Below are 24,616 nucleotides of genomic sequence, written 5' to 3' on the forward strand. Positions count from 1 at the left end.
TCAGAGGGTTTCGGAGACGACCTTCAGGACCAGCGACCGCTGGTAGAGGTCCTCCAGGTACGCGGGGAACGACGGCTCCTCACCGAGGGCGGGAGCGTCGGCCGGGGCCAGCGGTACGACGGGCAGGCCGGCCGCCGCCCGGACGAGCCGGGGGCTCGCCGTGTGGAGCACGCCCCCGCGGGCGATGACCTGGGCGAGCAGCAGACGTTCATGGGTGGGCAGACCGTCGAGCGCGGGCTCGGTGAAGGCCCGGCCGACCTCGTCCTCGGCGTAGGCGATCCGGTCGATGGCCAGGTCCGTGTGGAGGACGTCCATGAACGGGTAGTACTCGTCCTGCAGTTCCCGCTCGTAGCCCCACACGAGGTCGTCGCAGCGGCCGACCTGCTCCCAGCTCATGACGACCCCGCCCGCTTCTCCCGCGGCCAGCCGGCCGGCGAAGAAGGCCTTGGCGGCCACACGGACCGCGTCGTCCTTGCTGTGCATGCCCATGAAGGTGGTGGCGTCGATGAACACCACCGGGTCGGTGTCAGCCGGCATAGCGCTCGAGCACCTTCCGCATCCGCTCCATCGCGCCGGCGAACAGCTCCGGCTCGCGGGCCAGGGCCAGGCGCACGAAGCGCTCGCCCTTCTCCTTGGTGTTCCAGTAGAAGAACGTGCCGGGCAGGACGTACACCTCCTCGTCGAAGAGGACGGCCTGGAGCTGGGTGGCGGTCAGGTGCTCCGGCTTGATGCGGAACCAGGCGACGCTGGTGCCGACGACCGGCTCCTGGAACTCCAGGATGGTGCCGCTGAGGGCGTTGCGGGCGGCCTCGCCGTTGGTGCGGATGATGTCGCGGACGGAGGCGAAACCGTCGGTGATGGAGTCCTCGACGTACTGCGTGACCATGTTGAGGACGAACGGCGAGACGTTCAGGAGGACGCTGGTGTGGAGGTTGTAGACCTCCTCCTGGATGTTCTGGCTGGCCGTGATCATGGCGCACTTGGCGTCCTGGATCGGCCAGGTCTTGCCGGTGTCCTCCATGACCATGTACGTGACGCCGGACTCCTCCAGGAGCTTGTAGATGTCCACCCGGCCGATGCCCTCGTCGCAGAGCGCGAAGGAGGCGAAGCAGAAGTCCATCACCAGGACCTTGTCGTGGTCCACGCAGTAGCGGACGACCTCGCGGAAGCCCTCCAGCTTCTCGGCGAGCAGGGTGAACCCGGTGGGGTTGTTGGGGTCGACGAGGTAGATCGCGTCCGCGGTGATCTCCTCGACGAGACGCTCGTAGATGGCGTCCTTGTCGTGCAGCGCCGACTCGGCGAACGGGGCGATCGGCACCTGCATGTTGCGCAGCAGGTCGACCAGGTTGTCGAAGCAGGGCTCGACCAACTGCACCGACATCCCGCGCTGCTTGAGGAACATGCCGGCGACCATGGTCGACACGCTCGCGGAGTACGAAAGGAGCGTGCGGCCCATCGCACGGGCGGTGGGCTGCTGGTGCAGCCGGAAGAAGGCGTCCAGGAACTGCTGCTCGAAGTGCGCCTGCTGCTTCGACTCGGACTCGTGCCACAGCTCGGGAAGCCGCGAGACGATCCGCTCCTGGGAGGTGGACTGACGCTGGTGGGTGTGCGCGTCGGCCAGGTTGAACCGGGTCTTCAGGGCTTCGATCTCGTGCTGGGTGAGGTCGACGAACGTGCTGACGTCTGCCTTGTCGGTCAACGACATGAAGAACTCCCGCTGTCGATACGAATCTCCGTCCGGAATTCCGGCGGCGTGAATGACTGTAGGAGCTTCGAGCGGCCTTGCGAATAACGGCCGGGTCACGCAATTAATAATCACCGCGATGTTCTGCCGGCGAAAAAAAGGAACGACGGCCAGGCATTCCTCGAAAAGGAATGCCTGGCCGTCGTTCCGGTGGTGCGGCCGCTTTTGGCGGCGTATTCAACTATTCAGTGGCGGCCTTCAGCAGGATGTCCTCGAACACCTTCGGGTCGTCCGAGCCGATCACCGGCCAGCCGATGCCGTAGGCGCCCTCCCAGCCCACCTCGATGCCGGGGTTGGCGTGGTCGGAGCCGTCGGGCAGGAACAGATGGGGGCTGCAGTTCACCCGGTCGCTCTGGGCGAGCGCCGTCTGGTCCGCGAGCGACCGGCGCGCGCGCCCGTCGTCCAGGGCATCGGCGAGGGCGTCGACGTCGACGGCGCCGGTCTCGGCGGCCACGTCCAGGATCACCTTGCGGTGGCTGATGCAGCGCGACTCGGCCCAGAAGGCCCGGCGCAGCCCGAGGTCGAGCTGTTCCGAGGCGCGCAGGCTCTGCTCCTTGGCGGCGAGCACCGCCTCCAGGGCGGGCAGGGTCGTGGAGGGGTAGAGCCAGTCCTTGGCCTGCCACAGCTGCCAGCCGGCGGCCGGCTCCAGGCTGGCCATCCGGGCGACCTCGCTGTCCGTGCCGGGGCGCGGGCTCGGGGCGTCGTTGAGCAGTTCGAGGGGGAAGGCGCGCAGGTCGAAGGAGACCTGCTCCTCCAGGCCGAGACGGGCCCGGGTGGTGTGCAGCCGGTGGATCGCGATGTGCGCGAAGGAACACCAGATGTCGGAGAAGACGGTGACGACTCCGCGCGGCGGCGTCAGGTCGGCGGTGGTCGGGTCGGACATGGTTCTCCTCGGTTCGTGCGGGTTCTCAGGCGGCGGGGGGCTCGACCGCGTCGAGCGCTGCCTCGAGGTCGAGGTCGGCGCCGGGCAGCCAGGCGGGCAGGGAGGGGATACGGGCCATCGCCTCGAAGAGCCGCGGTACGGCGGCCTCGCGGACGGTCGGCCCATGGGCGCTCAGCAGCTTCGCGGGGCGCAGGGCGGCCAGCTCGTGCACCGGCCGGAGGAATTTCGTCTCGTCGACCAGCGCGGTCCACGGGGCTATCGCCCGGTTCAGGACCTCGAAGCCGTGGAAGAATTCGTCCTCGGAAAGGTCGGTGAACTCGTGGCTGATTTCCTCGACCACGGTCCCGAAACTGTCGGAGCTGTAGAGGGTTCCATCGGAATGGTCGAACACGGCGAGAGTTCCGGGTGAATCGAAAGTGGGCGGCCGGTGAAAACTCAGCTCACGGTCGCCGACTTTCACGCGGCTTCCCGGGTTCGCGGTGACGACCCGGTCCTGCGGAATGCTGAACTCTTCCGATATTCGCGTCAGCGATATGGCGTTGGCGAGGACCTTCGCGTTGGGCGCGGCCTCCAGGATCCGGGCGAGGGCGCCGGTGTGGTCGCGGTCGTCGTGGGTGACGACGACCCAGCGCAGATCGGCCGGCTCGATCAGCGACCAGAGGGAGTCCAGGAAACCCTCCCGGTCGACGGGCATGCCGGTGTCCACGAGGATCGGCTGGCCGGACCGGAGGAGGAAGGCGTTCACCGGCTGGTCGCCGAGGCCCGGGATGGGCAGTGCCGAGGGGAGGACGTGGAGGTCCGGCCCGGCGGTGTAGGACGCTTTCATGACACACCTTTCATGACGCACCGTGCGGGCCGTGGCCCCCGGGCGGGGCCCCGGGGGAGTGCCGGCCTCGGTCAGACGAGCTGGATGGTCAGCGAGCCGGCGATCAGCAGGGCGAGACCCAGGGCGCGCGGCTTCGTGAGGGAGCGCTGGGGGAGCTTGAAGAGGCCCTTGTGGTCGATCAGGGCCGAGGTGAGCTGCTGCCCGGTCACGGTGAGCGCGATGGTCACCGCGGCCCCGATCTCGGGGATGAGCAGGAAGGTCCCGGTGACGTAGGCGGCGGCGCAGGCGCCACCGAGCCAGCCCCACCAGGGCATCTTCTTCAGCGGGGCGATCTTGGGCTTCGGCGTCTTCCGGGTCGCGTACAGCACGAGCAGGACGACGGCGATGGTGAAGGTCGCCACGGCGAAGCTGATCACGGCGACGGTGACGGGCTGCTTGAGCTGGGCGCGCAGCTGGGCGTTGACCGCGCCCTGCACGGGCAGCACGGCTCCGGCTACGACACCGAGGGCGAGCCAGCCGGCGCGGCCGGCGCTCGACATCTTGGGGGCGCCGGGAGGGGCCGCCGCCTTCATGCCCCGGATGATCACGACGATGCCGGCGAGCACGGCCACGGCGCCGATGACGATCCCGGCGCTCAGGTCCTGCTGCTCCAGACCGAGCAGACCGAAGAGGTCGAGCGCGAGCGAGGCGAACATCTGGCCGGTGACGAAGAGTCCGACGGCGGCGAGGGCGCCGAGCCGTGGGAAGAGCAGGATGCCGCTGGTGATGTAGAGCGGACTGGCGAGTCCGCCGAGCAGCTGCCAGGGCTCTACGTCGGGCAGTTTGCCGAGCGCGCCGAGTGCGCCGGCCGCCACCGCGAGCACGGTCAGCAGACCGGTCGCGACGCCGAGCTGGATGGTCGAGGCGCCGTACGGAGTGCCGACGGCCGAGTTGAGCTGGAGGTTCACCGAGGCCTGGACGGCCAGGAGGCAGCCGACCAGCAGGGCCGCGGCGAGGAGCGCGGTGTGCATCTGGATCTCCCTGGGGCGGGATGGCGAGCGGATAAGTGGACACTGAGTCCGTTTAGCATGCCACGAGACATGGCAAACGGACAAGGTGTCCACTTAGCCCCAGGGGAAGTAAGGTCTGGTCCATGAGCGACGACGAGCAGCGGGGTCGTGGAGCCTCCTCCGTCCACCGGGTCGGCGGGCTCCTCGGCGATCTTCAGGCCGCGGACGACCAGCCGGTCGCCCCGCGCAGACGCGCGGACGCGGAGCGCAACCGTGCCCAGATCCTGGCCGCGGCCGAGAAGCTCTTCGCCGAGCAGGATCCGCGGACGGTCACCATGGACCGGATCGCCAAGGCCGCGGGGGTGGGCCGGGCCACCCTCTACCGGAGCTTCCCCGACCCCTCGTCGGTCGCCGTCGCGCTGCTCGACGAGCACGAGCGCCGGCTCCAGGGCCAGCTCATCTACGGCCCTCCGCCGCTCGGCCCCGGCGCACCGGCGGGGGAGCGGCTGGCGGCGTTCTACCTGGCGATGCTCGATCTCCTGGAACGGCACCTGCCGCTGGCCCTCGGCGCGGAGACGGGCCCCGCGCGCTTCCGGACGGGCGCGTACGGCTTCTGGCGCGTGCACGTCCGCACGTTGCTCGTCGACCACGGGATCCAGGACCCGGACCCGCTGATCGACATCGCGCTCAGCCCGCTGTCACCCGAGCTCTACCAGTTCCAGCGGCATGAACTCGGCCTGTCGACCGAACGCGTCGGCCGCTCCCTCGCGGACTTCGCGCGCCAGCTGCTGCGTTCGGGGGAGTGAGGCGGGGCGGTATGCGGCGCCGGCGGGCCGCCGGCGCCGCTCTGGGGGGCCGCGCGGCTAGGCGCCGGGCCGTCTCCCGGCCGGGTGGACCAGGCCGGGGAGGATCAACTTCCAGATGCGGTCGAGCCGTTGCTCGGCGGGACCGTGCAGGGCGCCGCTGTCGGAGCCTCTCGGGTCGTCGGCGGGCCAGCACTCGTCGGACGGGCCGTTCGGACAGCGCATCTCCAGCTCGACGCCGGTGATCACATAGCCGATCAGCGCGGCGACCGCCGTCGCGTCCACGCCGGGACGCAGGGCCTTCTCGGCCTCCGCGTAGCGTGCCAGGCGCGCCACCTCGCGCCGCCAGGGGCAGTCCCGGGAGAACCCCGGGTCGGCTAATTGCAGTTCCCGCGCGAGGCGTTCACCGGCCCGCGCCGTCGGGTCGGTCTCGAAGAGCCGTATGAGCGCGTGCGTGGCGATCACCAGTTTGTCGATCGCCGTGCCGCCGACGCCCTCCGTGGACAGGCAGGCCGACTCGACCGTGATCCGGGTGGCCGCGTGGGCCCGCCCGTGCACCGCCGTCGCCAGCTCCGCCTTGGTCGCGAAGTGGAAGACGAGCGCGCCGGTGGTGACCCGGGCCTCGCCCGCGATCCTGGCGAGCGAGGCCCGCTCGTACCCGTGCCTGTCGAACACCCTTGCGGCCGCGGACAGGATTTCCTGTCTCGTACGTTCCGCCCTCTGCTGAATCGCCATGAGCTCCCCCGTCGGCTTGCGAGAAGGTGCCGGAGCGTTATGTTCCGGCCCGCGCCTGTGACCGACTCGAAACTATCCGGCCGGGGGGCCACGAAACGTGCCCTCTCGCTCCATCGGCCGAAACTGGGGCTTGACGGGCATCTCCCTTCCAGGTCGCGGGCGCACACCCGATGCCGAGGGCGTGTGAAGTGACCGGAACCGGAGCCATGCCCTGTCAGGTGGATTCAGCCGTTCCGGCGCCGGCGGACGTCCGCGCGCGTGAGCGGGATACGGCCACACCCGCCAGGCACAGCGCGCCCCCGGCGAGCGTGAGCGGCCCCGGCAGTTCGCCGAGGAACAGCCATGCCATGAGCACCACCAGGGCGGGCACGGCGTACGTCGTCGCGCCCATCCGCCCCGCGGTCGTCCGGGCCAGGGCGTAGGCCCAGGTCGTGAACGCGAGCGCGGTCGGGAACACCCCCAGATAGACCATGTTCAGGGTCGCCGACAGCGGGGCCCGGCCCGCCTCGTCGACCAGCTGCCCGGCGAACGGCAGGCAGGCCACCGCCCCCACCAGGCACCCGAACGTCGTCACCTGGAGCGCGCTGCCGTGGGCGAGCGCCGGCTTCTGCGCCACGACCCCGCCCGCGTACGCCATCGCCGCCAGGACGCACAGGAGGACGCCGAGCAGCGAGGCGTGCGCGCCGGAGGAGGCACGGGACATGGAGAGGCCGACGACCACCGCGCCCGCGAAGGAGACCGCCATGCCCGCGAGCAGCCGCGGCGCCAGGGACTCCCTCAGGAAGCGGGCGCCGAGCAGCGCGATCAGGATCGGACCGATGTTCACCACCATCGCCGCCGTGCCCGCGTCGACCTCCTGCTCGCCCCAGTTGAGCACCACCATGTACACCCCGAACCAGAGCAGGCCCGAGACCAGGATCCCCGGCCAGGCCGCCCGGGGCGGCAGCCCTTCCCGCCGGACCAGGAGGACGGCGCCCAGGACCAGGCTGCCGGCGAGCAGCCGCCCGAGCGCGAGCGCGCCGGGGGAGTAGGCGGCTCCCGCGCTGCGGATGGAGACGAAGGCCGAGGCCCACAGGACGACCGTGACACCGGCGGCGGCGAGGGCGAGCCGCGAGGAATGCTTCTGCATGGCCCGACCGTAGGACGTGGACCCTTCGGCGCTCACCGCAATATTCCCGGAGCCAGGGGCAGGGCTGTACCCGGAGCCGTCGGCCGGCCCGGGGCCGCCCTGCGGCAGCGGCCTCATCGCAGCTCCTCCGGGGCGATGCCCAGCTTCGCGTACAGCGCGCGCTCGCCCCGCCCGGTCACCTTCACGGCCCGCTCGGACCCGATCCGTACGCACCACTCGTCGTCCAGCGCGTGCCGGCACAGCGCGGCGCCCGCGAGCCCCGCGAGGTGCGGCCGGCGCTCGGTCCAGTCGAGGCAGCCGCGTGCGACGGGCCGCCGCCCCCGGCGTACGAGCGGGATGCCCAGCTCGTCGAACCAGGCCAGACCCCGGTCCGTGAGCGCGAGCCCGGCGTCCTGGCGCAGCAGCCCGCGGACCGTCATCGCCTCGGTGATCGCGATGCCGAGCCGCCCGGCGAGATGGTCGTAACAGGTCCGGCCCCGGGCCATCGCCCGTCCGGCGCTCGCGGCGCCCAGCGAGCGGGGCGGCGGGGGCACCGCCGGCTCGGACCGGCCGGCCAGGTCCTCGACGAGATGCGCGATCCCGGGGTCGGCGAGGCGCACGTACCGGTGGCGGCCCTGCCGTTCCTCCGTGAGCACCCCGCCGGTGACGAGCTTCCCGAGGTGTTCGCTGGCGGTGGACGGGGCCACGCCCGCGTGCCGGGCGAGCTCCCCGGAGGTCCAGGCACGCCCGTCGAGCAGGGCGAGCAGGAACGCGGCGCGGGTCTCGTCCGCGAAGAGCGCCGCGAGCGCGGCGAGGTCACTGGCTGCCATGCGTCCAGCCTCCCGCACTCACACTTCGGTGGTGGCCGAACCGTCCTATGAGGCGGAGGGACGGGCCGCGGGCCGCGCCGGTCCGAACCGTCCTATGAGGCGGAGGGACGGGCCGCGGGCCGCGCCGGGGACTCGCGCACCTGGGCCTCGTACTGGATCCGCAGTCCGTCGAGCAGTGCCCGCAGGCCCGTGGTGAAGGCGCCCTCGTCGACCTTCTGGCGGTGCTCGGCGAGGCGGTGCGCCTGGCCGAGGTGCGGGTAGTCGGCCGGGTCGTAGGCCGTCTCGTCGTCGACGAAGCCGCGCGCGAAGGAGCCGAGTGCCGAGCCGGTGATGAAGTACCGCATCAGCGCGCCGATGGAGGTGGCCTGGGCCGGTGGCCAGCCCGCGCGGACCATCGCGCCGAAGACCGCGTCCGCGACGCGCAGGCCGGCCGGGCGGCGGCCGGGGCCCCGGGCGAGGACCGGGACGATGTGCGGGTGGTCGGCGAGGGCGGCGCGGTAGGAGACGGCCCAGTCGTGCAGCGCGGTCTGCCAGTCGCGGCCGTCGTCCTCCGCGAACATCGACAGATCGATCTTCGCGCTCACCGCGTCGGCGACGGCGTCGAGGATCTCGTCCTTGGTGCGGAAGTGGTTGTAGAGCGAGGGTCCGCTGACCCCGAGTTCGGCCGCGAGCCGCCGGGTCGAGAGCGCGTCGAGGCCCTCCGCGTCCACGAGCGCGCCCGCCGTCTCGACGATGCGGTCTCGGCTGAGCAGGGGCTTGCGCGGTCGGGCCATGGCGCACATAGTAGGCCTGCACCAGGAAAACTAGCAGTGGTAATTAAACGGTCGGGTGAGGTGGGCGCCGCATGAATCTGGAACTCAGCGAGGAGCAGGAAGCCGTACGGCGGCTCGCCGAGGACTTCGTGGCGCGCGAGGTCACCCCGCACGCCGTGGCGTGGGACCGCGCCGAGGAGGTGGACCGGGCGATCGTGAAGAAGCTCGGCGCCGTCGGCTTCCTCGGGCTCACGGTCCCCGAGGAGTACGGCGGTTCCGGCGGCGACCACCTCGCGTACTGCCTCGTCACCGAGGAGCTCGGCCGCGGCGACTCCTCCGTGCGCGGCATCGTCTCCGTCTCCCTCGGCCTGGTCGCCAAGACCGTCGCCGCCTGGGGGAGTGAGGAGCAGAAGCGGGAGTGGCTGCCCCGGCTCGCGTCCGGCGAGGCGCTCGGCTGCTTCGGCCTCACCGAGCCCGGCACCGGGTCCGACGCCGGGAACCTCGCCACCCGGGCCGTGCGCGACGGTGACGACTACCGCGTCAGCGGCACCAAGATGTTCATCACCAACGGCACCTGGGCCGACGTCGTGCTGCTCTTCGCCCGCACCAACGACACCCCCGGCCACAGGGGCGTCTCCGCCTTCCTCGTCCCCACCGACACCCCCGGCCTCACCCGCCGCGCCATCCACGGCAAGCTCGGCTTGCGCGGCCAGGCCACCGCCGAACTCGTCCTCGAGGACGTCCGCGTCCCCGCCGCCGCGATGCTCGGCCCCGAGGGCAAGGGCTTCACCGTCGCCATGTCGGCCCTCGCCAAGGGCCGGATGTCCGTCGCCGCCGGCTGCGTCGGCATCGCCCAGGCCGCGCTCGACGCGGCCGTCCGGTACGCCGGGGAGCGCGAGCAGTTCGGCAAGCCCATCGCCTCGTACCAGCTCGTGCAGGAGCTGATCAGCGACATCGCCGTCGACGTGGACGCCGCCCGGCTGCTCACCTGGCGGGTGGCCGACCTGATCGACCGAGGCCAGGACTTCGCGACGGCGGCCTCCAAGGCCAAGCTGTACGCCTCCGAGGCCGCGGTCCGCGCCGCGAACAACGCCCTCCAGGTCTTCGGCGGCTACGGCTACATCGACGAGTACCCGGTCGGCAAGCTCCTCCGGGACGCGCGCGTGATGACCCTCTACGAGGGCACCAGCCAGATCCAGAAGCTCATCATCGGCCGGGCGCTGACGGGCGTCTCCGCGTTCTGACCCCGTCCGGGGCCGCCGCGCCGCCCTTCTGAGTACCCCACTGAGTACGAGGACGGATGTGGCGCCGGCCACATCCGGCCGATGCTGTGCCCATGAGTGACACACCGGTCAAGCAGCAGAACACCGCCGCCTACTACGCCCAGGCCGTCGCCTCCTTCTCGCTCGCCCTCGGCGCCGTGGCCATCGGCATCTACCAGCTGGAGGCCAGCGCCTGGGTCCGCGCCTTCCTCGCCGTCGCGGTCCTCTACCTCACCACCTCGGCCTTCACGCTCGCCAAGGTCGTCCGCGACCGCCAGGAGGCCGGGCAGATCGTCAGCCGGGTCGACCAGGCCCGGCTGGAGAAGCTGCTCGCCGAGCACGACCCCTTCCAGAAGCTCTGACCGCCCGGCGGGCCCCGAGCTGCCACCCTCGGTCTCTAAGCGCTTGCTCACCCTCGTTGGTATGGTGAGCGTCCTGACGGGGTCCGAGAGGGAGTATGGGATGAGCGCGGCGGAGGAGACGCCCGGGGGCGAGGACATGCCCTGGGGCGAGGTCACGCCCGAGGCGGCCCGGCGACTGCTGGTGGCCGCCGTCGAGGCGTTCGCCGAGCGCGGCTACCACGCCACCACCACCCGGGACATCGCCGGCCGCGCGGGGATGAGCCCGGCCGCGCTCTACATCCACTACAAGACCAAGGAAGAGCTGCTCCACCGGATCAGCCGCATCGGTCACGACAAGGCCCTGGAGATCCTCCGCGCCGCGGCCGCCGGCGACGGCACGGCCGCCGAGCGCCTCGCCGACGCCGTGCGCTCCTTCGTCCGCTGGCACGCCGAGCGCCACACCACCGCGCGGGTCGTCCAGTACGAGCTCGACGCCCTCGGCCCCGAGCACCGTGCCGAGATCGTGGAGCTGCGCCGCCAGTCCGACGCGGCGGTGCGCGGCATCATCGACGAGGGCGTGGCGGCGGGCGAGTTCGACGTGCCGGACGTCGCCGGCACCACGGTCGCCGTGCTCTCGCTCTGCATCGACGTCTCGCGCTGGTTCAACGCCCAGGGACGCCGGTCGCCCGACGAGGTCGGCGCGCTCTACGCCGACCTCGTCCTCAGGATGGTCGGCGCTCAGAAGTAGTAGCGGGAGACCGACTCGGCGACGCAGACCGGCTTCTCGGAGCCCTCGCGCTCCACCGTCACGGCCGCCGTCACCTGCACACCGCCGCCGGCCTCCTCGACCTTCGTCAGGACGGCCGTGGCGCGCAGTCGCGAGCCGACCGGCACGGGCGCGGGGAAACGCACCTTCTCCGTGCCGTAGTTGAGGCCCATCTTCATGCCCTCGACCCGCAGCACCTGCGGGACGAACAGCGGGAGCAGCGACAGGGTCAGATAGCCGTGCGCGATGGTCGTGCCGAACGGGCCGGTGGCCGCGCGCTCCGGGTCCACGTGGATCCACTGGTGGTCCCCGGTCGCCTCGGCGAAGAGGTCGATCCGCTTCTGGTCGATCTCCACCCAGTCGCTGTGCCCCAGCTGCTCGCCGACCCCCGCGCGCAGCTCCTCGGCGGAGGTGAAGATCCTCGGCTCGGCCATGTTCCTGGTCCCTTCTGGTCCGGCATACCCCACGTGGTACGGCATACCCAACGGTCGGTATCTAAGCGCTTGCTCAGCATGTGGGGTGAGCGGTCCGCTGTCAACGGACCAGTAGGGTCGCGGGGTGCCGCAGATTCCAGAGAAGATCCACGAGCTCACCGTCGGCCAGCTCTCCGCCCGTAGCGGGGCCGCCGTCTCCGCCCTCCACTTCTACGAGGCGAAGGGGCTCATCAGCAGCCGCCGCACCACCGGCAACCAGCGCCGCTACGGCCGCGACACCCTGCGCCGGGTCGCCTTCGTCCGCGCCGCGCAGCGCGTGGGAATCCCGCTGGCGACGATCCGCCAGGCCCTCGCCCAGCTCCCGGAGGAGCGCACGCCCACCAACGAGGACTGGGCCCGGCTCTCCGCGGCCTGGCGTACCGAGCTGGACGAGCGCATCAAGCAGCTCGGCCGGCTCCGCGACCACCTGACGGACTGCATCGGCTGCGGCTGTCTCTCCCTGGAGACCTGCGTGCTGTCCAACCCCGACGACGCCTTCGGCGAGCGGATGGCGGGCTCCCGCCTGCTGCCGGTACGCAACCCCGCCGCGGCCGGCGACGAAGAATAGGCGCTCGCCGATCAGGCCGGGCTCGCGGCGTGACCGACAAGGCACTCCCTAGCCCGCGAGGGCCGCGGCGACCAACTCCGCGTTGGAGCCCGCCCGGGCGCCGTCCGGCAGCAGCACGGTGTCCTCGACGCCGATCCGGGCGACGAGGCCCAGCCGCAGGGCGAGCCGCAGCACCGGCCAGGCGCTGCCGTCCTCGCCGTGCAGCAACACGGGGATGCCCGGCGGCAGTTCGAGCCCGGACAGGAAGGAGCGCGAGGCATCCTCGGCCCCGCTCCCGGCCGGCGGGTACGGGACCTTCACGAGGACCCGTCGTACGCGGGGTGCGAGCGGCGAGCGGGCGAAGCGTTCAGGCCCGTCCGTACGGGCCCACAGCCCGGCCTCGACCCCGATCCCGCGCTCCAGGAGCGCCCCCGCCACCTCCTCCGCCCCGGACTCGTGCCAGTCGACCGACACCAGGTCGGGCAGCAGCGCCCAGGACCGGATCCGCTCCACCCGGCGCCCCCCGTCGGGCTCGGCGGCCGCGGCGACAGTGACCCCCACAGCCCCGCCCGCCGCCGTCCTGACGACCGCCGTCCTTGCCACCGCCGCCCGGACCGAGCTCAAGACGGGGCCGAGCACCCGGGGCGAGAGCGAGGTACCTCCGCACGGCGTCCGGGGATGCGCCCGCACCTCCCCGGCACCCGCCGCCACCGCCCGCGCGGCGGACTCCGCGAGCGACTCGGGCGACATCGGCACCGACGCCGAATCCCCGGGCCCCCGTGTCCCGTTGAGACAGACCTGAAGCACCGGAGCCCCCGGTGGAACCCGCGGCACGCCGGGATCCCGAAGGCTCACGCCGCCGGCGCCAGCGAGCGGTTCCGCTCCCCACGGGCGCGGGCCAGCGCCCCCGAGGTGAGGACCGCGCGCGGCACACCCACCCCGCAGTCCCCGCAGACCGGGCCGAGCCACGGCTCGTACGTGTCGCCGGGACCGGCCCATTCGATGCGCGGCCCCGCGCACACCGGGCACCGCTCGCCCGGGTCGCCCTCCAGGGCCGTGATCAGCCGCCGCAGCACCTCGGGCAGCGGGTCCGACGGGTGCACGGCCGGATCGCCGCACCGCACCACGCCGTTGCCGCCCCAGACCCGCCGGTGCCAGTCGTCGAGGGCGCCGAGCCCGCGCAGCCCCTCGTGCTTCTCGCGCCGCCGCCGGGCGGCGAACTCCTCCTCGTACGCGAGCCACACGGCCCGCGCCTCCTCCAGCTCGTCGAGCGCGGCGATCAGCCGCCCGGGGTCGAGCTCCCGGTCCTCGGGTCCGAACCTGTGCCTGCGGCACAAGTGGTCCCACGTAGCCCGGTGCCCGTACGGCGCGAACCGCTCCAGACACTTGCGCAGCGAGTACCTGCGCAGGGCCGTGTCGCACCCCGGATCGCGCACCTGTCTCGCGAGACTCCGGAAACCGGCCATCTCCCGCCACCTCCGTCGCTGGTCATTCCGCGATATCAGAGGGACGAACGAGCGCCCCGCCGTGTTCCATCGAAATTCGGATGGCAGCCATCAGCGGTGACGGAGGGGCCTCCGGGGAAGGGCGGAACGGAGGAGTCCGGCGAGGCGCGGAACAGCCGGGGGAGAGCCGCCGACGAGACGCGGAAGGGGCCAGCGCCCCCCGCTACCTGCCCGTTCGCGCCGCCGACACCACCACCCGGGCCAGCTCCGCGCGGCAGATGTCGCTGTGGGAGCGGACCACGTCCGCCGTGTCGACGCTCACGCACCCCGAAGGCGGCACTCCCTCGCGCAGCACCGTCGCCAGCGGCCGTACGACCGTCCCGGGGACCGCCTGGACGCCGTCGTGCCCGATCGCCGCCCAGCGCGGGTCGTCCGAGCCGAGCAGCCCGGCGGCGGGGGTCAGCGACGCCGAGTCGCCCGCGAGCCGGGACGCCAGCGGGTAGAACACGCCGAGCGCCGTGTCGTGCCGCGAGTAGCAGGCCACCACGGGCCCCCTGACCCGGTTCTGCAGGTCCCGCAGCGAGCCCGAGCGCCCGGAGTCGTGCGGCAGCCGGGCCGCGAACGCGTAGTGCGAGAAGGCGCCCTGGAGGAGGGTCACGGAGGCCACCGGACGCGCCCCCGACGGCAGCCCCCTCAGCGCGTACGCGACGAGCCGGGCGCCCATGCTGTGGCCGACCAGGTGGACGCGGAGGCGGGGGGCGGCGCGGGCGACCTCGCCGAGCAGCGGCCCGAGGCCGAACTCGCCGACCCGACCGGCCCGTTTCTTCATCACGTAGTAGGTGGCCTGCCGGAGGACCTCCCGGGCCCCCTTCCAGTACCGCCCGAGCCCTTCCCCGAAGCCCGCCGCGGGACCGAAGCCCGCCGCGGGACCGAAGCCCGCCGCGGGACCGGAGCCCCGCGCGGTGCCGAGGTCCTCCGTCGGGCCGGCGTCCGCCTCCAGCGCCTCGGTGAACAGGGCGCACACCTCCACCGGGTCCGCGACCAGGAACTCCGGCACCGGCTCCCGGGGCCCGGCGGCGCCCGCCCGGCCGTCCGCACGGGCGGCCACGTCCGTCAGCTCCCGCAGCAGCGCGCCGAACTCGGCGAACGCCGCCTCGTCCGCCGGCGCCGTCACGAGGAGTTCGGTGAGCCGGTCGAGGACCGGCTCCTTCTCCGGGAGGACCGTCACGAGGGCCCGGTAGTCGGGGACCGGCTCGCCGGTGAACATCATCGACGGCCAGATCACGCCCGCGTACCCGGCCTCGACGCCGGGGGCGAGCAGACCGGGGAACGGCTCGAAGAAGTCGGAGCAGAGCCGGGTGGCGCCGGCCGGGGAGCTGTTCCACCCGTGCGCGAGCACCACCAGGTCGGTGAGGCCCTGCCGGGCCAGTGCGGCGAGGGCCGCGGGCTGTCCCGCGGGCCCGTCACCCTCCTTGTCGAAGGTGATCTCCCGGTACGGCTCCACACTCATCCCGGTCACGGCCCGGCCCTCTCCGTCGAGGTGGCCGTCGCACCCGGACGCGCCAAGCGCGGGCGGCGGCTCAAGGGCCAGCATGCCCGCGCGTGGCCCCGGCCAGACCTCGACCGGGAGGCGTACCTTTTCGGACGGACCGTGGCCGACTCCCGTACCGTCACAGTCGGCCCGTCCGTGTCTCCCGCCTCAGCGGATGCGCGCCGCCGTGATACGCGGGAAGTGGATCAGCAGGTCGTACCCGGTGGAGAGGCGTGCCTGGTGCACGGTGCCCGACCAGGGGTACGCCGTTCCGATGCCCCGGGTCGGCCGGGGGGTGGCGAGCCAGTCCCGTGCGGCCGGCGTCGCGCGCCGCATGTCCAGGTAGAAGGCGGTCGGCGCGACCCGGTCCAGGGTGTGGGCGTTGCTGTCCGGGCCGAGTGTGCCGACGGTGAACGGGCGGAGCGGCTCACCGGGCGCCTCGGTGTCGTGCGCGTTGAACGACCCCTGCCCGAAGGAGGCGCCGACGCTCACGTAGTCCCGGCCGAGCGCGTCGCGCAGGAAGGCGCCCTGGATCCGCGGGTAGTGGTCGGGCTTCGGGCTCTCGTAGCCGACGTGGCCGTTGTGCGCGGAGAGCACGATCCGGTCGCCGGTCTGCCGCTGCCACCAGACGGTGTTCTCGGCCATGACGCGGTCGCGGTAGAGCATCGCCGCGGCGACGCCCGCCTGCGTCTCCATGTCGTGGGCGTACTCGGTGCCGACCTGGGCGATGGCGCGCGCGTGCTGCACCGCCCACCGGGCCGCCTCACGCGCGTGGGGGTCCTTCTCGGGCCGCTGCCGCTCCAGGAGGGCGAGCGCCGCGTTCACGTCGGAGGCCATCCGCTGCCGCTCGGGGCGCGGCTTGGCCATGTACCCCTTCATCCATTCTTCGACCCCGCCCGTGGGGCGCGAGCTCCGGTACAGCTCCTCGAAGCGGGGGAGGAGCGCGGGACGGGTGCGGGCCACGTACGAGGTCACGCGGTCGAAGAGGTTCGCGCCCGCGTAGCCGAGGTCGTTGCCCATGAAGCGGACCTGGTGGTCGGGGTGGAGCTGGTTGTGCCGCCGCATCCAGAGGAAGAGGTCGAGGTACTCCTCGGTGTTCCAGAGGCGGTACGACTCCTGGAACTCGTCGCGCATGATCGCCCTGATGTCGCCGCGGCCCGTGCGCACCCACTCGTCGACGAGCAGCCCGGTGGACCAGGTGGCCTCCAGGGAGAAGGTGGTGAAGCCCTTCCGCTCCACGAGGTGTTCGAAGATCCGGTGCTTCGCGGTGAAGAACTCCGCCGAGCTGTGGGTGGCCTCGCCGATGCCGACGACCTTGGCGGAGCCGATCATCCGGTCGAGCGGCCGGAGATCGGTGAACGGCTTTGCGGTGCGGGCGAGTTCGCGCGCGGGATCGGGAGCGGCCGGGGGCCCGGCGGCCCCGGCGGCGGGCGCCAGGGAGCCGAGGCAGGCGGCGAGGAGGAGCCCCACGAGGGGCAGGCGACGTCGTAGGGAGGTGCCGGAGAGGTTCATGGGGTCAAGCCTGGTCGGCGGGGCACGCTGCGGACATACCCTCTGCACCCCTGTCGATCATGGGGAAAACCCCACCCCCTCCCCCACCCTCGCCCTGCCCGCCGCCCGGGCCGGCCTCGCGGCGACGGCCCTCAGTGGTACAGCAGATACTCCCTCCGCACCGCCCGGAACGCCGCCAGGTCCGCCTGCCACGCCCCGACGACCTCGTCCACCCCGGCGCCTGCGTCGATCAGTGTCCGCACCCGCGTCGAACCCGTCAGCTTGTCGATCCAGTTGTCCGCCCGCCAGGCGAAGCCGGACCAGGAGCTCCGGGCGGTGACCAGGAGCCCGATCCCGGCCCGTACCGGATCGAAGGACTCCCGGTCGTGGACGTGCAGCTGCACGCCGCCGACGGTCTTCCCCTGGAACTTGGAGAAGGTCGGTGCGAAGTACGCCTCGCGGAACCGGACGCCGGGCAGGCCGAGCGCGTTCGCCGCCTCCGCCCACCGCCGGTCGATCCCCTCCGCGCCGAGGAGTTCGAAGGGGCGGGTGGTGCCCCGGCCCTCGGAGAGGTTCGTCCCCTCGAAGAGGCAGGTGCCGGAGTAGACGAGCGCGGTATCCGGCGTCGGCATGTTGGGGCTGGGCGGCACCCAGGGCAGCCCGGTCGCGTCGAAGAAGTCCGTCCGCCGCCAGCCCGTCATCCGTACGGTCTCCAGGGCGACCGGCGACGCGAGGAACTCGCCGTTGAAGAGGCGGGCCAGCTCGGCCACCGTCATGCCGTGCGCCTGCGCGATCGGTTCGCGTCCGACGAAGGTGGCGAACGCCCGGTCCAGGACGGGGCCCAGCGCCGCCCGCCCGGTCACCGGGTTCGGCCGGTCCAGGACCACGAACCGCTTCCCGGCGAGCGCGGCGGCCACCATGCAGTCGTACAGCGTCCAGATGTAGGTGTAGAAGCGGGCGCCGGCGTCCTGGATGTCGAAGACGACCGTGTCCACGCCGGAGGCGGTGAAGACGTCCGCGAGTGGCTGCCCGCTCTTCAGATACGTGTCGTAGACGGGCAGCCCGGTCGCCGGGTCGTCGTACCGCCCCTCGGAGCCGCCCGCCTGCGCGGTGCCCCGGAAGCCGTGCTCCGGGCCGAAGACGGCCACCAGGTCCACCCGCTCGTCGGTGTGCATCACATCGACGATGTGCCGGGCGTCCCACGTGATGCCGGTCGGGTTGGTGACGATGCCGACGCGCTCCCCGGCGAGCAGTGCGTACCCGTCGTCGGCGAGGCGCTCGAATCCGGTCCGTACGCGCGCGTGTCCGTGCGGTCGCCCCGCCGCCGGGGCGGTGGGCGCGCCGGCCGCAGCGGTGGGCGCGGCGGCCGCCACCGCCCCGAGGGCGCCCCCGGCGGCCAGCAGACTCCGTCGCGACAGGCCCATGCGAAACCTCCTCGATCGCCGTCCCCGGCCGGGGCGGGTGACATGGGCACGCACGCTAGCGGTCCTGATCGCCCACGGGAACGAGGCAAGCGGCCGACACTCTTCCGTCTTTCCATACCGACTGGTTAGTCTGTCCGCGTCCCCCAGGTCATCACAGGTCATCACGGGTCGTCACAGGCCGTCGAGCGGAGAGGTGGGTCCATGAGCGAGGGCACGAACCAGGTCCAGGGCGCCGGAGTCGTCGTCACGGGAGCGGGCGGCGGCATCGGCGCCGCCCTCGCACGCCGGTTCGCGGCCGAGGGAGCCCGGGTCGTCGTCAACGACCTCGACCCCGTCCGCACCAAGGCGGTCGCCGAGGAGATCGGCGCCCTCGCCGTCCCCGGTGACGCCTCCGCCGTCGTCGACGAGGCCCGCGAGGCCCTCGGCGGCACCGTCGACATCTGGTGCGCCAACGCCGGCCTCTCCTCGCCCGGCGACGCCTTCGCCGACGAGGACGTCTGGGCCGCCGCCTGGGACGTCAACGTCATGGCCCACGTCCGCGCGGCCCGCGCCCTGCTCCCCGACTGGCTGGAGCGCGGCAGCGGCCGCTTCGTCTCCACGGTCTCCGCCGCCGGACTCCTCACCATGATCGGCGCGGCTCCGTACAGCGTCTCCAAGCACGGCGCGTACGCCTTCGCCGAATGGCTCTCCCTCACCTACCGGCACCGCGGCCTCGCCGTCCACGCCATCTGCCCGCAGGGCGTCCGTACGGACATGCTCACGGCCGCCGGGACGGCCGGTGAACTCGTCCTCGCCCCCACCGCCATCGAGCCCGAGGACGTCGCCGACGCCCTCCTCGACGCGATCTCCGCCGACCGCTTCCTCGTCCTGCCGCACCCCGAGGTGGCCGGCTACTACCGCAACCGGGCCACCGACCCGGAGCGCTGGCTGGGCACGATGAACCACGTCCAGCAGACCTGGGAGACGGGTACGCGTTGACCGGGTCCGATCGGATGCGAAGATCTACCGGCGGGAACGCGTTCCCCTGACCGAAAAACATCATCGAGAACGACCACCGAGAACGACCACCAGGAAGGCGGCGGAGCATGGCCAGGACGACGGACGGGAGCGGCACACCCGTCCCCCAGAGGCTCCTCGCCGCCGCCACCCGGCTCTTCGCGGAGCAGGGGTACGACCGCACCTCCGTCCAGGAGATCGTCGAGGCCGCCGGGGTCACCAAGGGCGCGCTCTACCACTACTTCGGCTCCAAGGAGGACCTCCTCCAGGAGGTCTACTCCCGCGTCCTGCGCCTCCAGCAGGAGCGCCTCGACGGCTTCGCGGACGCCGACGCGCCCATCGAGGACCGGCTGCGCGACGCCGCCGCGGACGTCGTCGTCACCACCATCGAGAACCTCGACGACGCCGCCATCTTCTTCCGCTCCATGCACCATCTCAGCCCGGAGAAGAACAAGCAGGTCAGGTCGGAGCGGCGCCGCTACCACGAGCGGTTCCGCGCCCTGATCGAGGAGGGGCAGCGAGCCGGGGTGTTCTCCTCGGCGACCCCCGCCGACCTGGTCGTCGACTACCACTTCGGCTCGGTGCACCACCTCTCCACCTGGTACCGCCCGGACGGCCCGCTCACCCCCGAGCAGGTCGCCGGCCACCTCGCCGACCTCCTGCTCCGGGCCCTGCGGCCCTGAGGCACGCGCACCCGGAGCAGCCGAGACCGCTCGGGCTCTACAGGTACTTCTTGAGCTCCCGGCGCGCGAGCGACCGCTGGTGCACCTCGTCCGGGCCGTCCGCGAGCTTCAGCGTCCGCGCCGCCGCCCACAGTTCGGCCAGCGGGAAGTCCTGCGAGACGCCGCCCGCCCCGTGCGCCTGAACGGCCTTGTCGATGATGTCGACCACCGCGCGCGGGGTCGCGATCTTGATGGCCTGGATCTCGGTGTGGGCACCCCGGTTGCCGACGGTGTCCATGAGCCAGGCCGTCTTGAGGACGAGGAGCCGCAGCTGCTCGATCTGCACCCGGGCGTCCGCGATCCAGTTCTGCACGACGCCCTGCTGGGCGAGCGTCTTGCCGAAGGCGGTACGGGAGACGGCCCGGCGGCACATCAGCTCGACGGCCCGCTCGGCCATGCCGATGAGCCGCATGCAGTGGTGGATGCGGCCGGGGCCGAGCCGGGCCTGCGCGATGGCGAAGCCGCCGCCCTCCTCGCCGATGAGGTGCGAGGCGGGGACGCGGACGTCGTCGAAGACCACCTCGGCGTGGCCGCCGTGGGAGTGGTCCTCGTACCCGTAGACCTGCATCGCGCGCCGCACCTCCACGCCGGGGGTGTCGCGCGGCACCAGGATCATCGACTGCTGACGGCGGGGGTCGGCCCCGTCGGGGTCGGTCTTGCCCATCACGATGAAGATCTTGCAGTCGGGGTTCATGGCCCCGGAGATGTACCACTTGCGGCCGTCGACGACGTAGGAGTCGCCGTCCCGCCGGATCCGGGTCTCGATGTTCGTCGCGTCGGAGGAGGCGACCTCCGGCTCCGTCATCGCGAACGCCGAGCGGATCTCGCCCATGAGGAGCGGCTCCAGCCACTGCTTCCGCTGCGCCTCGTCGCCGAACTGGGCGAGCAGCTCCATGTTCCCGGTGTCCGGGGCGGCGCAGTTGAGGGCGGTCGGGGCCAGCTGCGGGCTGCGGCCGGTGATCTCGGCGAGCGGCGCGTACTGGAGGTTCGTCAGCCCGGCGCCGTACTCCGCGTCCGGCAGGAAGAGGTTCCAGAGGCCCTGCCGCTTGGCCTCGGCCTTCAGCTCCTCGACGACCGCCGGGGTGTCCCACGGCGAGGCGAGCAGGGCGCGCTGCTCCTCGGCCGTCCGCTCGGCCGGGTACACGTGCTCGTCCATGAAGGCGAGGAGCCTCTCGCGGAGTTCCTCGGTGCGCGCGTCGTAGGCGAAGTCCATGATGGTTCAGCCCTCCTGAAGGGTGGTCAGGCCGTGCTCGATGAAGACGGGGACGAGTTCGCCGATGCGGTCGAAGCCCGCGCCGACGGTCTGCCCGAGGGTCCAGCGGTAGTGGATGCCCTCCAGGATCACGGCGAGCTTGAACCAGGCGAAGGCGGTGTACCAGGCGAGGGCGGAGGTGTCGCGGCCCGAGCGGGCGGCATAGCGCTCGACCAGTTCGGCGGCGGTCGGGTGCCCGGGGGCCGTGGCGGTGGTGGAGATGGGGGAGTCGGGGAGGTCGAGCGGCGTGCTGTACATGACGAGCAGACCGAGGTCGGTCAGCGGGTCGCCGAGCGTCGACATCTCCCAGTCGAGGACGGCCCGAATGCGGTCGTCCCCGTCGATGAGGACGTTGTCGAGCCGGTAGTCGCCGTGGATCACGGTCGGCTCCGGCGAGTCCGGCAGCGAGCGGCCGAGGGCGGCGTGCAGCTCGTCGATCCCGGGCAGCTCACGGCCGCGCGAGGCGTCGAGCTGCTTGCCCCAGCGGCGCAGCTGCCGGTCGAGGAAGCCCTCGGGGCGCCCGAAGTCGGCGAGCCCGACGGCCGCCGGGTCCACGGCGTGCAGATCGACGAGGGTGTCGACCAGGCCGAGGACGGCGGCGCGGGTGCGCTCGGGGCCGAGCGGGGCGAGTTCCGCCGCCGAGCGGTACGGCGTCCCGTCGACGAACTCCATGACGTAGAACGGCGCCCCGAGCACGGAGTCGTCCTCGCAGAGCAGCAGCGTCTCGGGCACGGGCACGTCCGTGGTGTGCAGGGCGCTGATGACGCGGTGCTCGCGGCGCATGTCGTGGGCGGTGGCGAGGACGTGGCCGAGCGGCGGCCGGCGGACGACCCAGCGGCCCGCACCGTCGGTCACGACGTACGTCAGGTTCGACCGGCCGCCTTCGATCAGTCGGGCTTCGAGGGGGCCGGACACCAGGCCGGGGCGCTCGCGGTCGAGGAAGCGGCGCAGCTGCTCGGGGTCGAGGCCTGGTGGCGGGGCGGAACTCATACGTGCGTACCTCCGGATCGGCTTCGGTCGGCGTTCATGATGACCGACCAGTCGGTATGTCGTCCAGGGGGGCGTCGTGAAACCGTCCTACGCCCTCTGGTCACCGATCCCATCCGTGAATAGGGTTCACATATGGATGCGAAGCTGATCGTCGACGAAGTCCGGCTGACCCCGATCCTCATCTCCGACCCGCCTCTCCTCAATGTCCAGGGGGTTCACCAGCCGTACACGCCCCGTCTCGTGGTCGAGGTGATCACCCGGGGCGGCGTGAGCGGCCTGGGGGAGACGTACGGCGACGGTGTCTACCTGGACCTGGCCCGCCCGCTGGCGGAGGCGCTTCCGGGGCGGTCGGTCACAGATGTGAACGCTCTCTTCGCGCTTGCGGAGGCCACGGATCCGGGCCGCGACCCGGGCTCCGGCTCGGGCGCCGAAGCCGCCGCCGAAGCCGCCGAGGAAGCCGGGGTCGACGCGAGCGGTCTGCGCGGCGTCCGCACCGCCGAGAAGCTCCGCCTCTCCGTCGTCTCCGCCTTCGAGACCGCGTGCCTGGACGCCCTCGGCAAGACCCTCGGCCTGCCCGTCCACGCCCTCCTCGGAGGCAAGGTCCGCGACTCCGTCGAGTTCAGCGCCTACCTCTTCCACCGCTGGGCCACCCACCCCGCCGGCGGCCCCGTCGACGACTGGGGCGCGGCCCTCGACCCCGCCGGCATCGTCGCCCAGGCCCGCCGCTTCGACCGCGCGTACGGCTTCCGGTCCTTCAAGCTCAAGGGCGGGGTGTTCGCACCGGAGCAGGAGATCGCCGCGATCCGCGCGCTCGCCGAGGAGTTCCCCGGCCGTCCGCTCCGCCTCGACCCCAACGGCGCCTGGTCCGTGGAGACGTCCCTCTCCGTCGCGCGCGAACTCAAGGGCGTACTGGAGTACCTGGAGGACCCGGCGAGCGGCACCGGCGCGATGGCCGAGATCGCCGCCGGCACCGAGGTCCCGCTCGCCACCAACATGTGCGTGACCACCTTCGAGGAGGTCCCGGAGGCCTTCGCGAAGGGGGCGGTACGGATCGTCCTCTGCGACCACCACTACTGGGGCGGCCTCGGGCGCACCCGCGAACTCGCCGCGCTCTGCCGGACGTACGGCGTCGGGCTCTCCATGCACTCCAACACCCACCTGGGCATCAGCCTCGCGGCCATGACCCAGGTCGCGGCCACCCTGCCCGAACTGCACCACGCCTGCGACACCCACTACCCGTGGCAGACCGAGGACGTCGTCACCACCCGTCCCGTCTTCCGCGAGGGCCGCCTCACGGTCTCCGACGCGCCCGGCCTGGGTGTCGAACTCGACCGCGAGGCGCTGGCGACGCTGCACCGCCGCTGGCGGGAGGACGACGGGAGGTACCGGAACCGCGACGACGCGGCGGCGATGCGAACGGCGCACCCGAACTGGACCCCCCACACCTGGTGATGCCGAGGCCCCCCACCGCGCGGGGCGGGTGGGCACACGGGACGGCGCGCTGGGCGGCGCCGCCACTTGCGCCCCGGCCCGCACCCCTAGCTCGGTGCACACGGGGTGCGGGTTCAGGCGCGGAAGCCCAGGCCCGGCATAGGGTGCCGTCCGTTGTGCCCACCCTCCCCCCGGACTCCGTCCGGGGGGACCCCCACGCCCCAGCGGAACGGATGCCCACAACGTGGGAGCGGCGGGGGCGCAGCCCACAACGGGTGCGGCCGCCCAAGGGCTACGCGTGGCAAGCCACCGGCACGCCCCCGTTCATCGCCGCCATGTCCCCGAACACCCCCACCGGATCCAGCGGCGACGCCTCCGGCAGCCCCGCCAGTTCCGCGTACGCCCGGTGCAGATTGGCCACCAGGCGCTCGCTCTCCCGCCACGCGGCGAACTCGCCGAGCTCGGCCCGCCGCGCCGTCTCCAGCGGCGTCGCCCCCTTGGCGTACCCCTCCGCCGCGATCTCCCGCACCCAGAGCAGGTACCGCTCGGTCGCGTCGTACGCCGAGGGGTCGGTCACCCGGCCGTGCCCCGGGACCACCGTCGGCGCGTCGAGCGAGCGCAGCAGGTCGAGCGCCCGCAGCGACCCGGCCAGCGAACCCATCGGCAGGAAGGGCGTCCCGCCGTGGAAGACCAGGTCACCCGTGAAGACGATGCCCTGCTCGGGAAGGTGGACGATCGAGTCGCCCGTGGTGTGCGCGGGCCCCGGGTGGATGACCCGCACCTCGATCCCGCCGGAGTACAGCGTCATGCCCTCGCGGTACGTGACGGACGGCGCCACGATGTCGATCTCCCCGAAGTCGGTCCGCGGCCAGAGCAGATGGAGCTGGTGCCCGGCCGCGAGCTGCTCGCTCCGGCAGTTCTCGTGGCCGACGATCCTCGCCTCCGGCAGGAACACCCCGTTGCCGTACGTGTGATCGCCGTGGTGGTGGGTGGAGACGATCGTCCCCGGCAGCGGAAGGCCCGCCGCGAGGACCGCCTCCCGCAGCAGCCGCGCCCGGCGCTCGGTGGCGGCGGTGTCGACGAGCAGCGACTCGCGCGCGTCGCCGAGGAAGCCCGCGTTGTTCAGACACCAGCCGCCGTCGGGCTGGAGGAAGGCGTGGACGTTCGGCGCGAGCGTGACCACGTGGGGAGCGTAGGCGTCGTGGGTGGCGGTGGCAGACACAGGGATTCCCCCGGTTGAGAGGCGTGAGCGCCCGATCGGACAGGGAAGAGTCT

The 24,616-nt window shown here is 72.5% G+C and carries 26 protein-coding genes; 8 read left to right on the forward strand and 18 right to left on the reverse strand.

All coding sequences use genetic code 11. From position 1 onward, the window contains the following. From ACIP8Z_RS26730 to ACIP8Z_RS26750, 5 genes are all read right to left on the reverse strand, one after another. Entirely contained in the window at positions 1–537 is a 537-nt protein-coding gene (locus ACIP8Z_RS26730; protein ID WP_402087697.1) for a DUF6190 family protein, read from the reverse strand. Then, positions 527–1,705 (reverse strand): aminotransferase class I/II-fold pyridoxal phosphate-dependent enzyme, encoded by a 1,179-nt coding sequence (locus ACIP8Z_RS26735; protein WP_402087699.1) that lies wholly within the window; start codon positions 1,703–1,705, stop codon positions 527–529. The genes ACIP8Z_RS26730 and ACIP8Z_RS26735 overlap by 11 nt, the downstream gene beginning before the upstream one ends. A 220-nt stretch (positions 1,706–1,925) precedes the next feature. Further along, the gene (locus ACIP8Z_RS26740; RefSeq protein WP_402087702.1) at positions 1,926–2,627 is read right to left on the reverse strand and encodes a DsbA family protein; all 702 of its coding nucleotides are present in this window, start codon (positions 2,625–2,627) and stop codon (positions 1,926–1,928) included. A gap of 25 nt (positions 2,628–2,652) precedes the next feature. Next, on the reverse strand, positions 2,653–3,453 hold the full coding sequence (locus ACIP8Z_RS26745) for an MBL fold metallo-hydrolase (RefSeq protein WP_402087705.1): 801 nt from the start codon (positions 3,451–3,453) through the stop codon (positions 2,653–2,655). 71 nt (positions 3,454–3,524) lie between these two features. Beyond that, the gene (locus ACIP8Z_RS26750) at positions 3,525–4,463 is read right to left on the reverse strand and encodes a DMT family transporter (RefSeq protein ID WP_383587114.1); all 939 of its coding nucleotides are present in this window, start codon (positions 4,461–4,463) and stop codon (positions 3,525–3,527) included. A gap of 122 nt (positions 4,464–4,585) precedes the next feature. On the opposite strand from ACIP8Z_RS26750, the gene ACIP8Z_RS26755 reads away from it, so the two are divergent. Further along, positions 4,586–5,248, forward strand: coding sequence for a TetR/AcrR family transcriptional regulator (locus tag ACIP8Z_RS26755; RefSeq protein ID WP_402087708.1), 663 nt, complete (start codon positions 4,586–4,588; stop codon positions 5,246–5,248). A 57-nt stretch (positions 5,249–5,305) separates the two neighbouring features. On the opposite strand, the gene ACIP8Z_RS26760 is transcribed toward ACIP8Z_RS26755, so the two are convergent. The 4 genes from ACIP8Z_RS26760 to ACIP8Z_RS26775 form a co-directional block, all read right to left on the reverse strand. Continuing rightward, positions 5,306–5,980 carry a TetR family transcriptional regulator gene (locus tag ACIP8Z_RS26760; RefSeq protein ID WP_402087710.1) on the reverse strand — a complete coding sequence of 225 codons (675 nt, stop codon included), beginning with the start codon at positions 5,978–5,980 and terminating at the stop codon, positions 5,306–5,308. A gap of 214 nt (positions 5,981–6,194) precedes the next feature. Continuing rightward, on the reverse strand, positions 6,195–7,109 hold the full coding sequence (locus tag ACIP8Z_RS26765; RefSeq protein ID WP_402087713.1) for a DMT family transporter: 915 nt from the start codon (positions 7,107–7,109) through the stop codon (positions 6,195–6,197). Between the two features lie 113 nt (positions 7,110–7,222). After that, the gene (locus ACIP8Z_RS26770) at positions 7,223–7,918 is read right to left on the reverse strand and encodes an ArsR/SmtB family transcription factor (protein ID WP_402087715.1); all 696 of its coding nucleotides are present in this window, start codon (positions 7,916–7,918) and stop codon (positions 7,223–7,225) included. A 92-nt stretch (positions 7,919–8,010) separates the two neighbouring features. Beyond that, positions 8,011–8,691, reverse strand: coding sequence for a TetR/AcrR family transcriptional regulator (locus ACIP8Z_RS26775; protein WP_402087717.1), 681 nt, complete (start codon positions 8,689–8,691; stop codon positions 8,011–8,013). Positions 8,692–8,762: 71 nt separating this feature from the next. On the opposite strand from ACIP8Z_RS26775, the gene ACIP8Z_RS26780 reads away from it, so the two are divergent. The 3 genes from ACIP8Z_RS26780 to ACIP8Z_RS26790 all read left to right on the forward strand — a co-directional run bounded on the left by ACIP8Z_RS26780 (position 8,763) and on the right by ACIP8Z_RS26790 (position 11,021). Continuing rightward, a complete protein-coding gene (locus tag ACIP8Z_RS26780; RefSeq protein ID WP_402087720.1) occupies positions 8,763–9,914 on the forward strand; it encodes an acyl-CoA dehydrogenase family protein in 1,152 nt (383 codons plus the stop codon). Positions 9,915–10,006: 92 nt separating this feature from the next. Then, positions 10,007–10,294 carry a YiaA/YiaB family inner membrane protein gene (locus tag ACIP8Z_RS26785; protein WP_073915196.1) on the forward strand — a complete coding sequence of 96 codons (288 nt, stop codon included), beginning with the start codon at positions 10,007–10,009 and terminating at the stop codon, positions 10,292–10,294. Positions 10,295–10,394: 100 nt separating this feature from the next. Further along, entirely contained in the window at positions 10,395–11,021 is a 627-nt protein-coding gene (locus ACIP8Z_RS26790) for a TetR/AcrR family transcriptional regulator (RefSeq protein WP_187622801.1), read from the forward strand. Here the strand turns inward: ACIP8Z_RS26790 and ACIP8Z_RS26795 are convergent. Beyond that, positions 11,012–11,473, reverse strand: coding sequence for a MaoC family dehydratase (locus ACIP8Z_RS26795; RefSeq protein ID WP_055601811.1), 462 nt, complete (start codon positions 11,471–11,473; stop codon positions 11,012–11,014). The two genes, ACIP8Z_RS26790 and ACIP8Z_RS26795, sit on opposite strands and share 10 nt — an antisense overlap. A gap of 124 nt (positions 11,474–11,597) precedes the next feature. On the opposite strand from ACIP8Z_RS26795, the gene soxR reads away from it, so the two are divergent. Continuing rightward, positions 11,598–12,080, forward strand: coding sequence for a redox-sensitive transcriptional activator SoxR (gene soxR, locus ACIP8Z_RS26800; RefSeq protein ID WP_402087724.1), 483 nt, complete (start codon positions 11,598–11,600; stop codon positions 12,078–12,080). A gap of 48 nt (positions 12,081–12,128) precedes the next feature. Here soxR and ACIP8Z_RS26805 read toward each other — a convergent pair whose 3' ends face one another. The 5 genes from ACIP8Z_RS26805 to ACIP8Z_RS26825 form a co-directional block, all read right to left on the reverse strand. Further along, positions 12,129–12,866: a 3-keto-5-aminohexanoate cleavage protein gene (locus ACIP8Z_RS26805; protein WP_402087727.1), complete on the reverse strand. Its 738-nt coding sequence runs from the start codon at positions 12,864–12,866 to the stop codon at positions 12,129–12,131. A 44-nt stretch (positions 12,867–12,910) separates the two neighbouring features. Then, entirely contained in the window at positions 12,911–13,525 is a 615-nt protein-coding gene (locus ACIP8Z_RS26810; protein WP_319318505.1) for a hypothetical protein, read from the reverse strand. A gap of 202 nt (positions 13,526–13,727) precedes the next feature. Then, the gene (locus ACIP8Z_RS26815; protein WP_402088302.1) at positions 13,728–15,014 is read right to left on the reverse strand and encodes a serine-threonine protein kinase; all 1,287 of its coding nucleotides are present in this window, start codon (positions 15,012–15,014) and stop codon (positions 13,728–13,730) included. Positions 15,015–15,203: 189 nt separating this feature from the next. Further along, complete coding sequence (locus ACIP8Z_RS26820; protein ID WP_402087729.1) at positions 15,204–16,547, reverse strand: erythromycin esterase family protein; 1,344 nt, start codon at positions 16,545–16,547, stop codon at positions 15,204–15,206. A 131-nt stretch (positions 16,548–16,678) separates the two neighbouring features. Beyond that, on the reverse strand, positions 16,679–17,950 hold the full coding sequence (locus ACIP8Z_RS26825) for an exo-beta-N-acetylmuramidase NamZ domain-containing protein (protein WP_402087731.1): 1,272 nt from the start codon (positions 17,948–17,950) through the stop codon (positions 16,679–16,681). 201 nt (positions 17,951–18,151) lie between these two features. Here ACIP8Z_RS26825 and ACIP8Z_RS26830 point away from each other — a divergent pair, with 201 nt between their 5' ends. Continuing rightward, positions 18,152–18,928, forward strand: coding sequence for an SDR family oxidoreductase (locus ACIP8Z_RS26830; protein WP_355959327.1), 777 nt, complete (start codon positions 18,152–18,154; stop codon positions 18,926–18,928). A 107-nt stretch (positions 18,929–19,035) separates the two neighbouring features. Further along, positions 19,036–19,629, forward strand: a complete 594-nt coding sequence (locus ACIP8Z_RS26835) for a TetR/AcrR family transcriptional regulator (protein WP_319318494.1) — start codon at positions 19,036–19,038, stop codon at positions 19,627–19,629. A gap of 37 nt (positions 19,630–19,666) precedes the next feature. On the opposite strand, the gene ACIP8Z_RS26840 is transcribed toward ACIP8Z_RS26835, so the two are convergent. Both ACIP8Z_RS26840 and ACIP8Z_RS26845 read right to left on the reverse strand, forming a co-directional pair. Then, positions 19,667–20,881, reverse strand: coding sequence for an acyl-CoA dehydrogenase family protein (locus ACIP8Z_RS26840; protein WP_402087735.1), 1,215 nt, complete (start codon positions 20,879–20,881; stop codon positions 19,667–19,669). Between the two features lie 6 nt (positions 20,882–20,887). Next, positions 20,888–21,910, reverse strand: a complete 1,023-nt coding sequence (locus tag ACIP8Z_RS26845; protein WP_402087737.1) for a phosphotransferase — start codon at positions 21,908–21,910, stop codon at positions 20,888–20,890. A gap of 132 nt (positions 21,911–22,042) precedes the next feature. On the opposite strand from ACIP8Z_RS26845, the gene ACIP8Z_RS26850 reads away from it, so the two are divergent. Then, positions 22,043–23,362, forward strand: coding sequence for an enolase C-terminal domain-like protein (locus ACIP8Z_RS26850; protein ID WP_402087740.1), 1,320 nt, complete (start codon positions 22,043–22,045; stop codon positions 23,360–23,362). Between the two features lie 271 nt (positions 23,363–23,633). Here ACIP8Z_RS26850 and ACIP8Z_RS26855 read toward each other — a convergent pair whose 3' ends face one another. Next, a complete protein-coding gene (locus tag ACIP8Z_RS26855) occupies positions 23,634–24,563 on the reverse strand; it encodes an MBL fold metallo-hydrolase (protein WP_402087742.1) in 930 nt (309 codons plus the stop codon). Between the last annotated feature and the right edge of the window lie 53 nt (positions 24,564–24,616).

This window comes from Streptomyces sp. NPDC088553 (assembly GCF_044752965.1).
Taxonomy (GTDB): Bacteria; Actinomycetota; Actinomycetes; order Streptomycetales; family Streptomycetaceae; genus Streptomyces.

Bases quoted from the DNA above. Each gene is read 5' to 3' on its own strand.
- ACIP8Z_RS26730 (WP_402087697.1), bottom strand. From the start codon at position 537: ATGCCGGCTGACACCGACCCGGTGGTGTTCATCGACGCCACCACCTTC.
- ACIP8Z_RS26735 (WP_402087699.1), bottom strand. From the start codon at position 1,705: ATGTCGTTGACCGACAAGGCAGACGTCAGCACGTTCGTCGACCTCACC.
- ACIP8Z_RS26740 (WP_402087702.1), bottom strand. From the start codon at position 2,627: ATGTCCGACCCGACCACCGCCGACCTGACGCCGCCGCGCGGAGTCGTC.
- ACIP8Z_RS26745 (WP_402087705.1), bottom strand. From the start codon at position 3,453: ATGAAAGCGTCCTACACCGCCGGGCCGGACCTCCACGTCCTCCCCTCG.
- ACIP8Z_RS26750 (WP_383587114.1), bottom strand. From the start codon at position 4,463: ATGCACACCGCGCTCCTCGCCGCGGCCCTGCTGGTCGGCTGCCTCCTG.
- ACIP8Z_RS26755 (WP_402087708.1), top strand. From the start codon at position 4,586: ATGAGCGACGACGAGCAGCGGGGTCGTGGAGCCTCCTCCGTCCACCGG.
- ACIP8Z_RS26760 (WP_402087710.1), bottom strand. From the start codon at position 5,980: ATGGCGATTCAGCAGAGGGCGGAACGTACGAGACAGGAAATCCTGTCC.
- ACIP8Z_RS26765 (WP_402087713.1), bottom strand. From the start codon at position 7,109: ATGCAGAAGCATTCCTCGCGGCTCGCCCTCGCCGCCGCCGGTGTCACG.
- ACIP8Z_RS26770 (WP_402087715.1), bottom strand. From the start codon at position 7,918: ATGGCAGCCAGTGACCTCGCCGCGCTCGCGGCGCTCTTCGCGGACGAG.
- ACIP8Z_RS26775 (WP_402087717.1), bottom strand. From the start codon at position 8,691: ATGGCCCGACCGCGCAAGCCCCTGCTCAGCCGAGACCGCATCGTCGAG.
- ACIP8Z_RS26780 (WP_402087720.1), top strand. From the start codon at position 8,763: ATGAATCTGGAACTCAGCGAGGAGCAGGAAGCCGTACGGCGGCTCGCC.
- ACIP8Z_RS26785 (WP_073915196.1), top strand. From the start codon at position 10,007: ATGAGTGACACACCGGTCAAGCAGCAGAACACCGCCGCCTACTACGCC.
- ACIP8Z_RS26790 (WP_187622801.1), top strand. From the start codon at position 10,395: ATGAGCGCGGCGGAGGAGACGCCCGGGGGCGAGGACATGCCCTGGGGC.
- ACIP8Z_RS26795 (WP_055601811.1), bottom strand. From the start codon at position 11,473: ATGGCCGAGCCGAGGATCTTCACCTCCGCCGAGGAGCTGCGCGCGGGG.
- ACIP8Z_RS26810 (WP_319318505.1), bottom strand. From the start codon at position 13,525: ATGGCCGGTTTCCGGAGTCTCGCGAGACAGGTGCGCGATCCGGGGTGC.
- ACIP8Z_RS26815 (WP_402088302.1), bottom strand. From the start codon at position 15,014: ATGAGTGTGGAGCCGTACCGGGAGATCACCTTCGACAAGGAGGGTGAC.
- ACIP8Z_RS26820 (WP_402087729.1), bottom strand. From the start codon at position 16,547: ATGAACCTCTCCGGCACCTCCCTACGACGTCGCCTGCCCCTCGTGGGG.
- ACIP8Z_RS26825 (WP_402087731.1), bottom strand. From the start codon at position 17,950: ATGGGCCTGTCGCGACGGAGTCTGCTGGCCGCCGGGGGCGCCCTCGGG.
- ACIP8Z_RS26830 (WP_355959327.1), top strand. From the start codon at position 18,152: ATGAGCGAGGGCACGAACCAGGTCCAGGGCGCCGGAGTCGTCGTCACG.
- ACIP8Z_RS26835 (WP_319318494.1), top strand. From the start codon at position 19,036: ATGGCCAGGACGACGGACGGGAGCGGCACACCCGTCCCCCAGAGGCTC.
- ACIP8Z_RS26840 (WP_402087735.1), bottom strand. From the start codon at position 20,881: ATGGACTTCGCCTACGACGCGCGCACCGAGGAACTCCGCGAGAGGCTC.
- ACIP8Z_RS26845 (WP_402087737.1), bottom strand. From the start codon at position 21,910: ATGAGTTCCGCCCCGCCACCAGGCCTCGACCCCGAGCAGCTGCGCCGC.
- ACIP8Z_RS26850 (WP_402087740.1), top strand. From the start codon at position 22,043: ATGGATGCGAAGCTGATCGTCGACGAAGTCCGGCTGACCCCGATCCTC.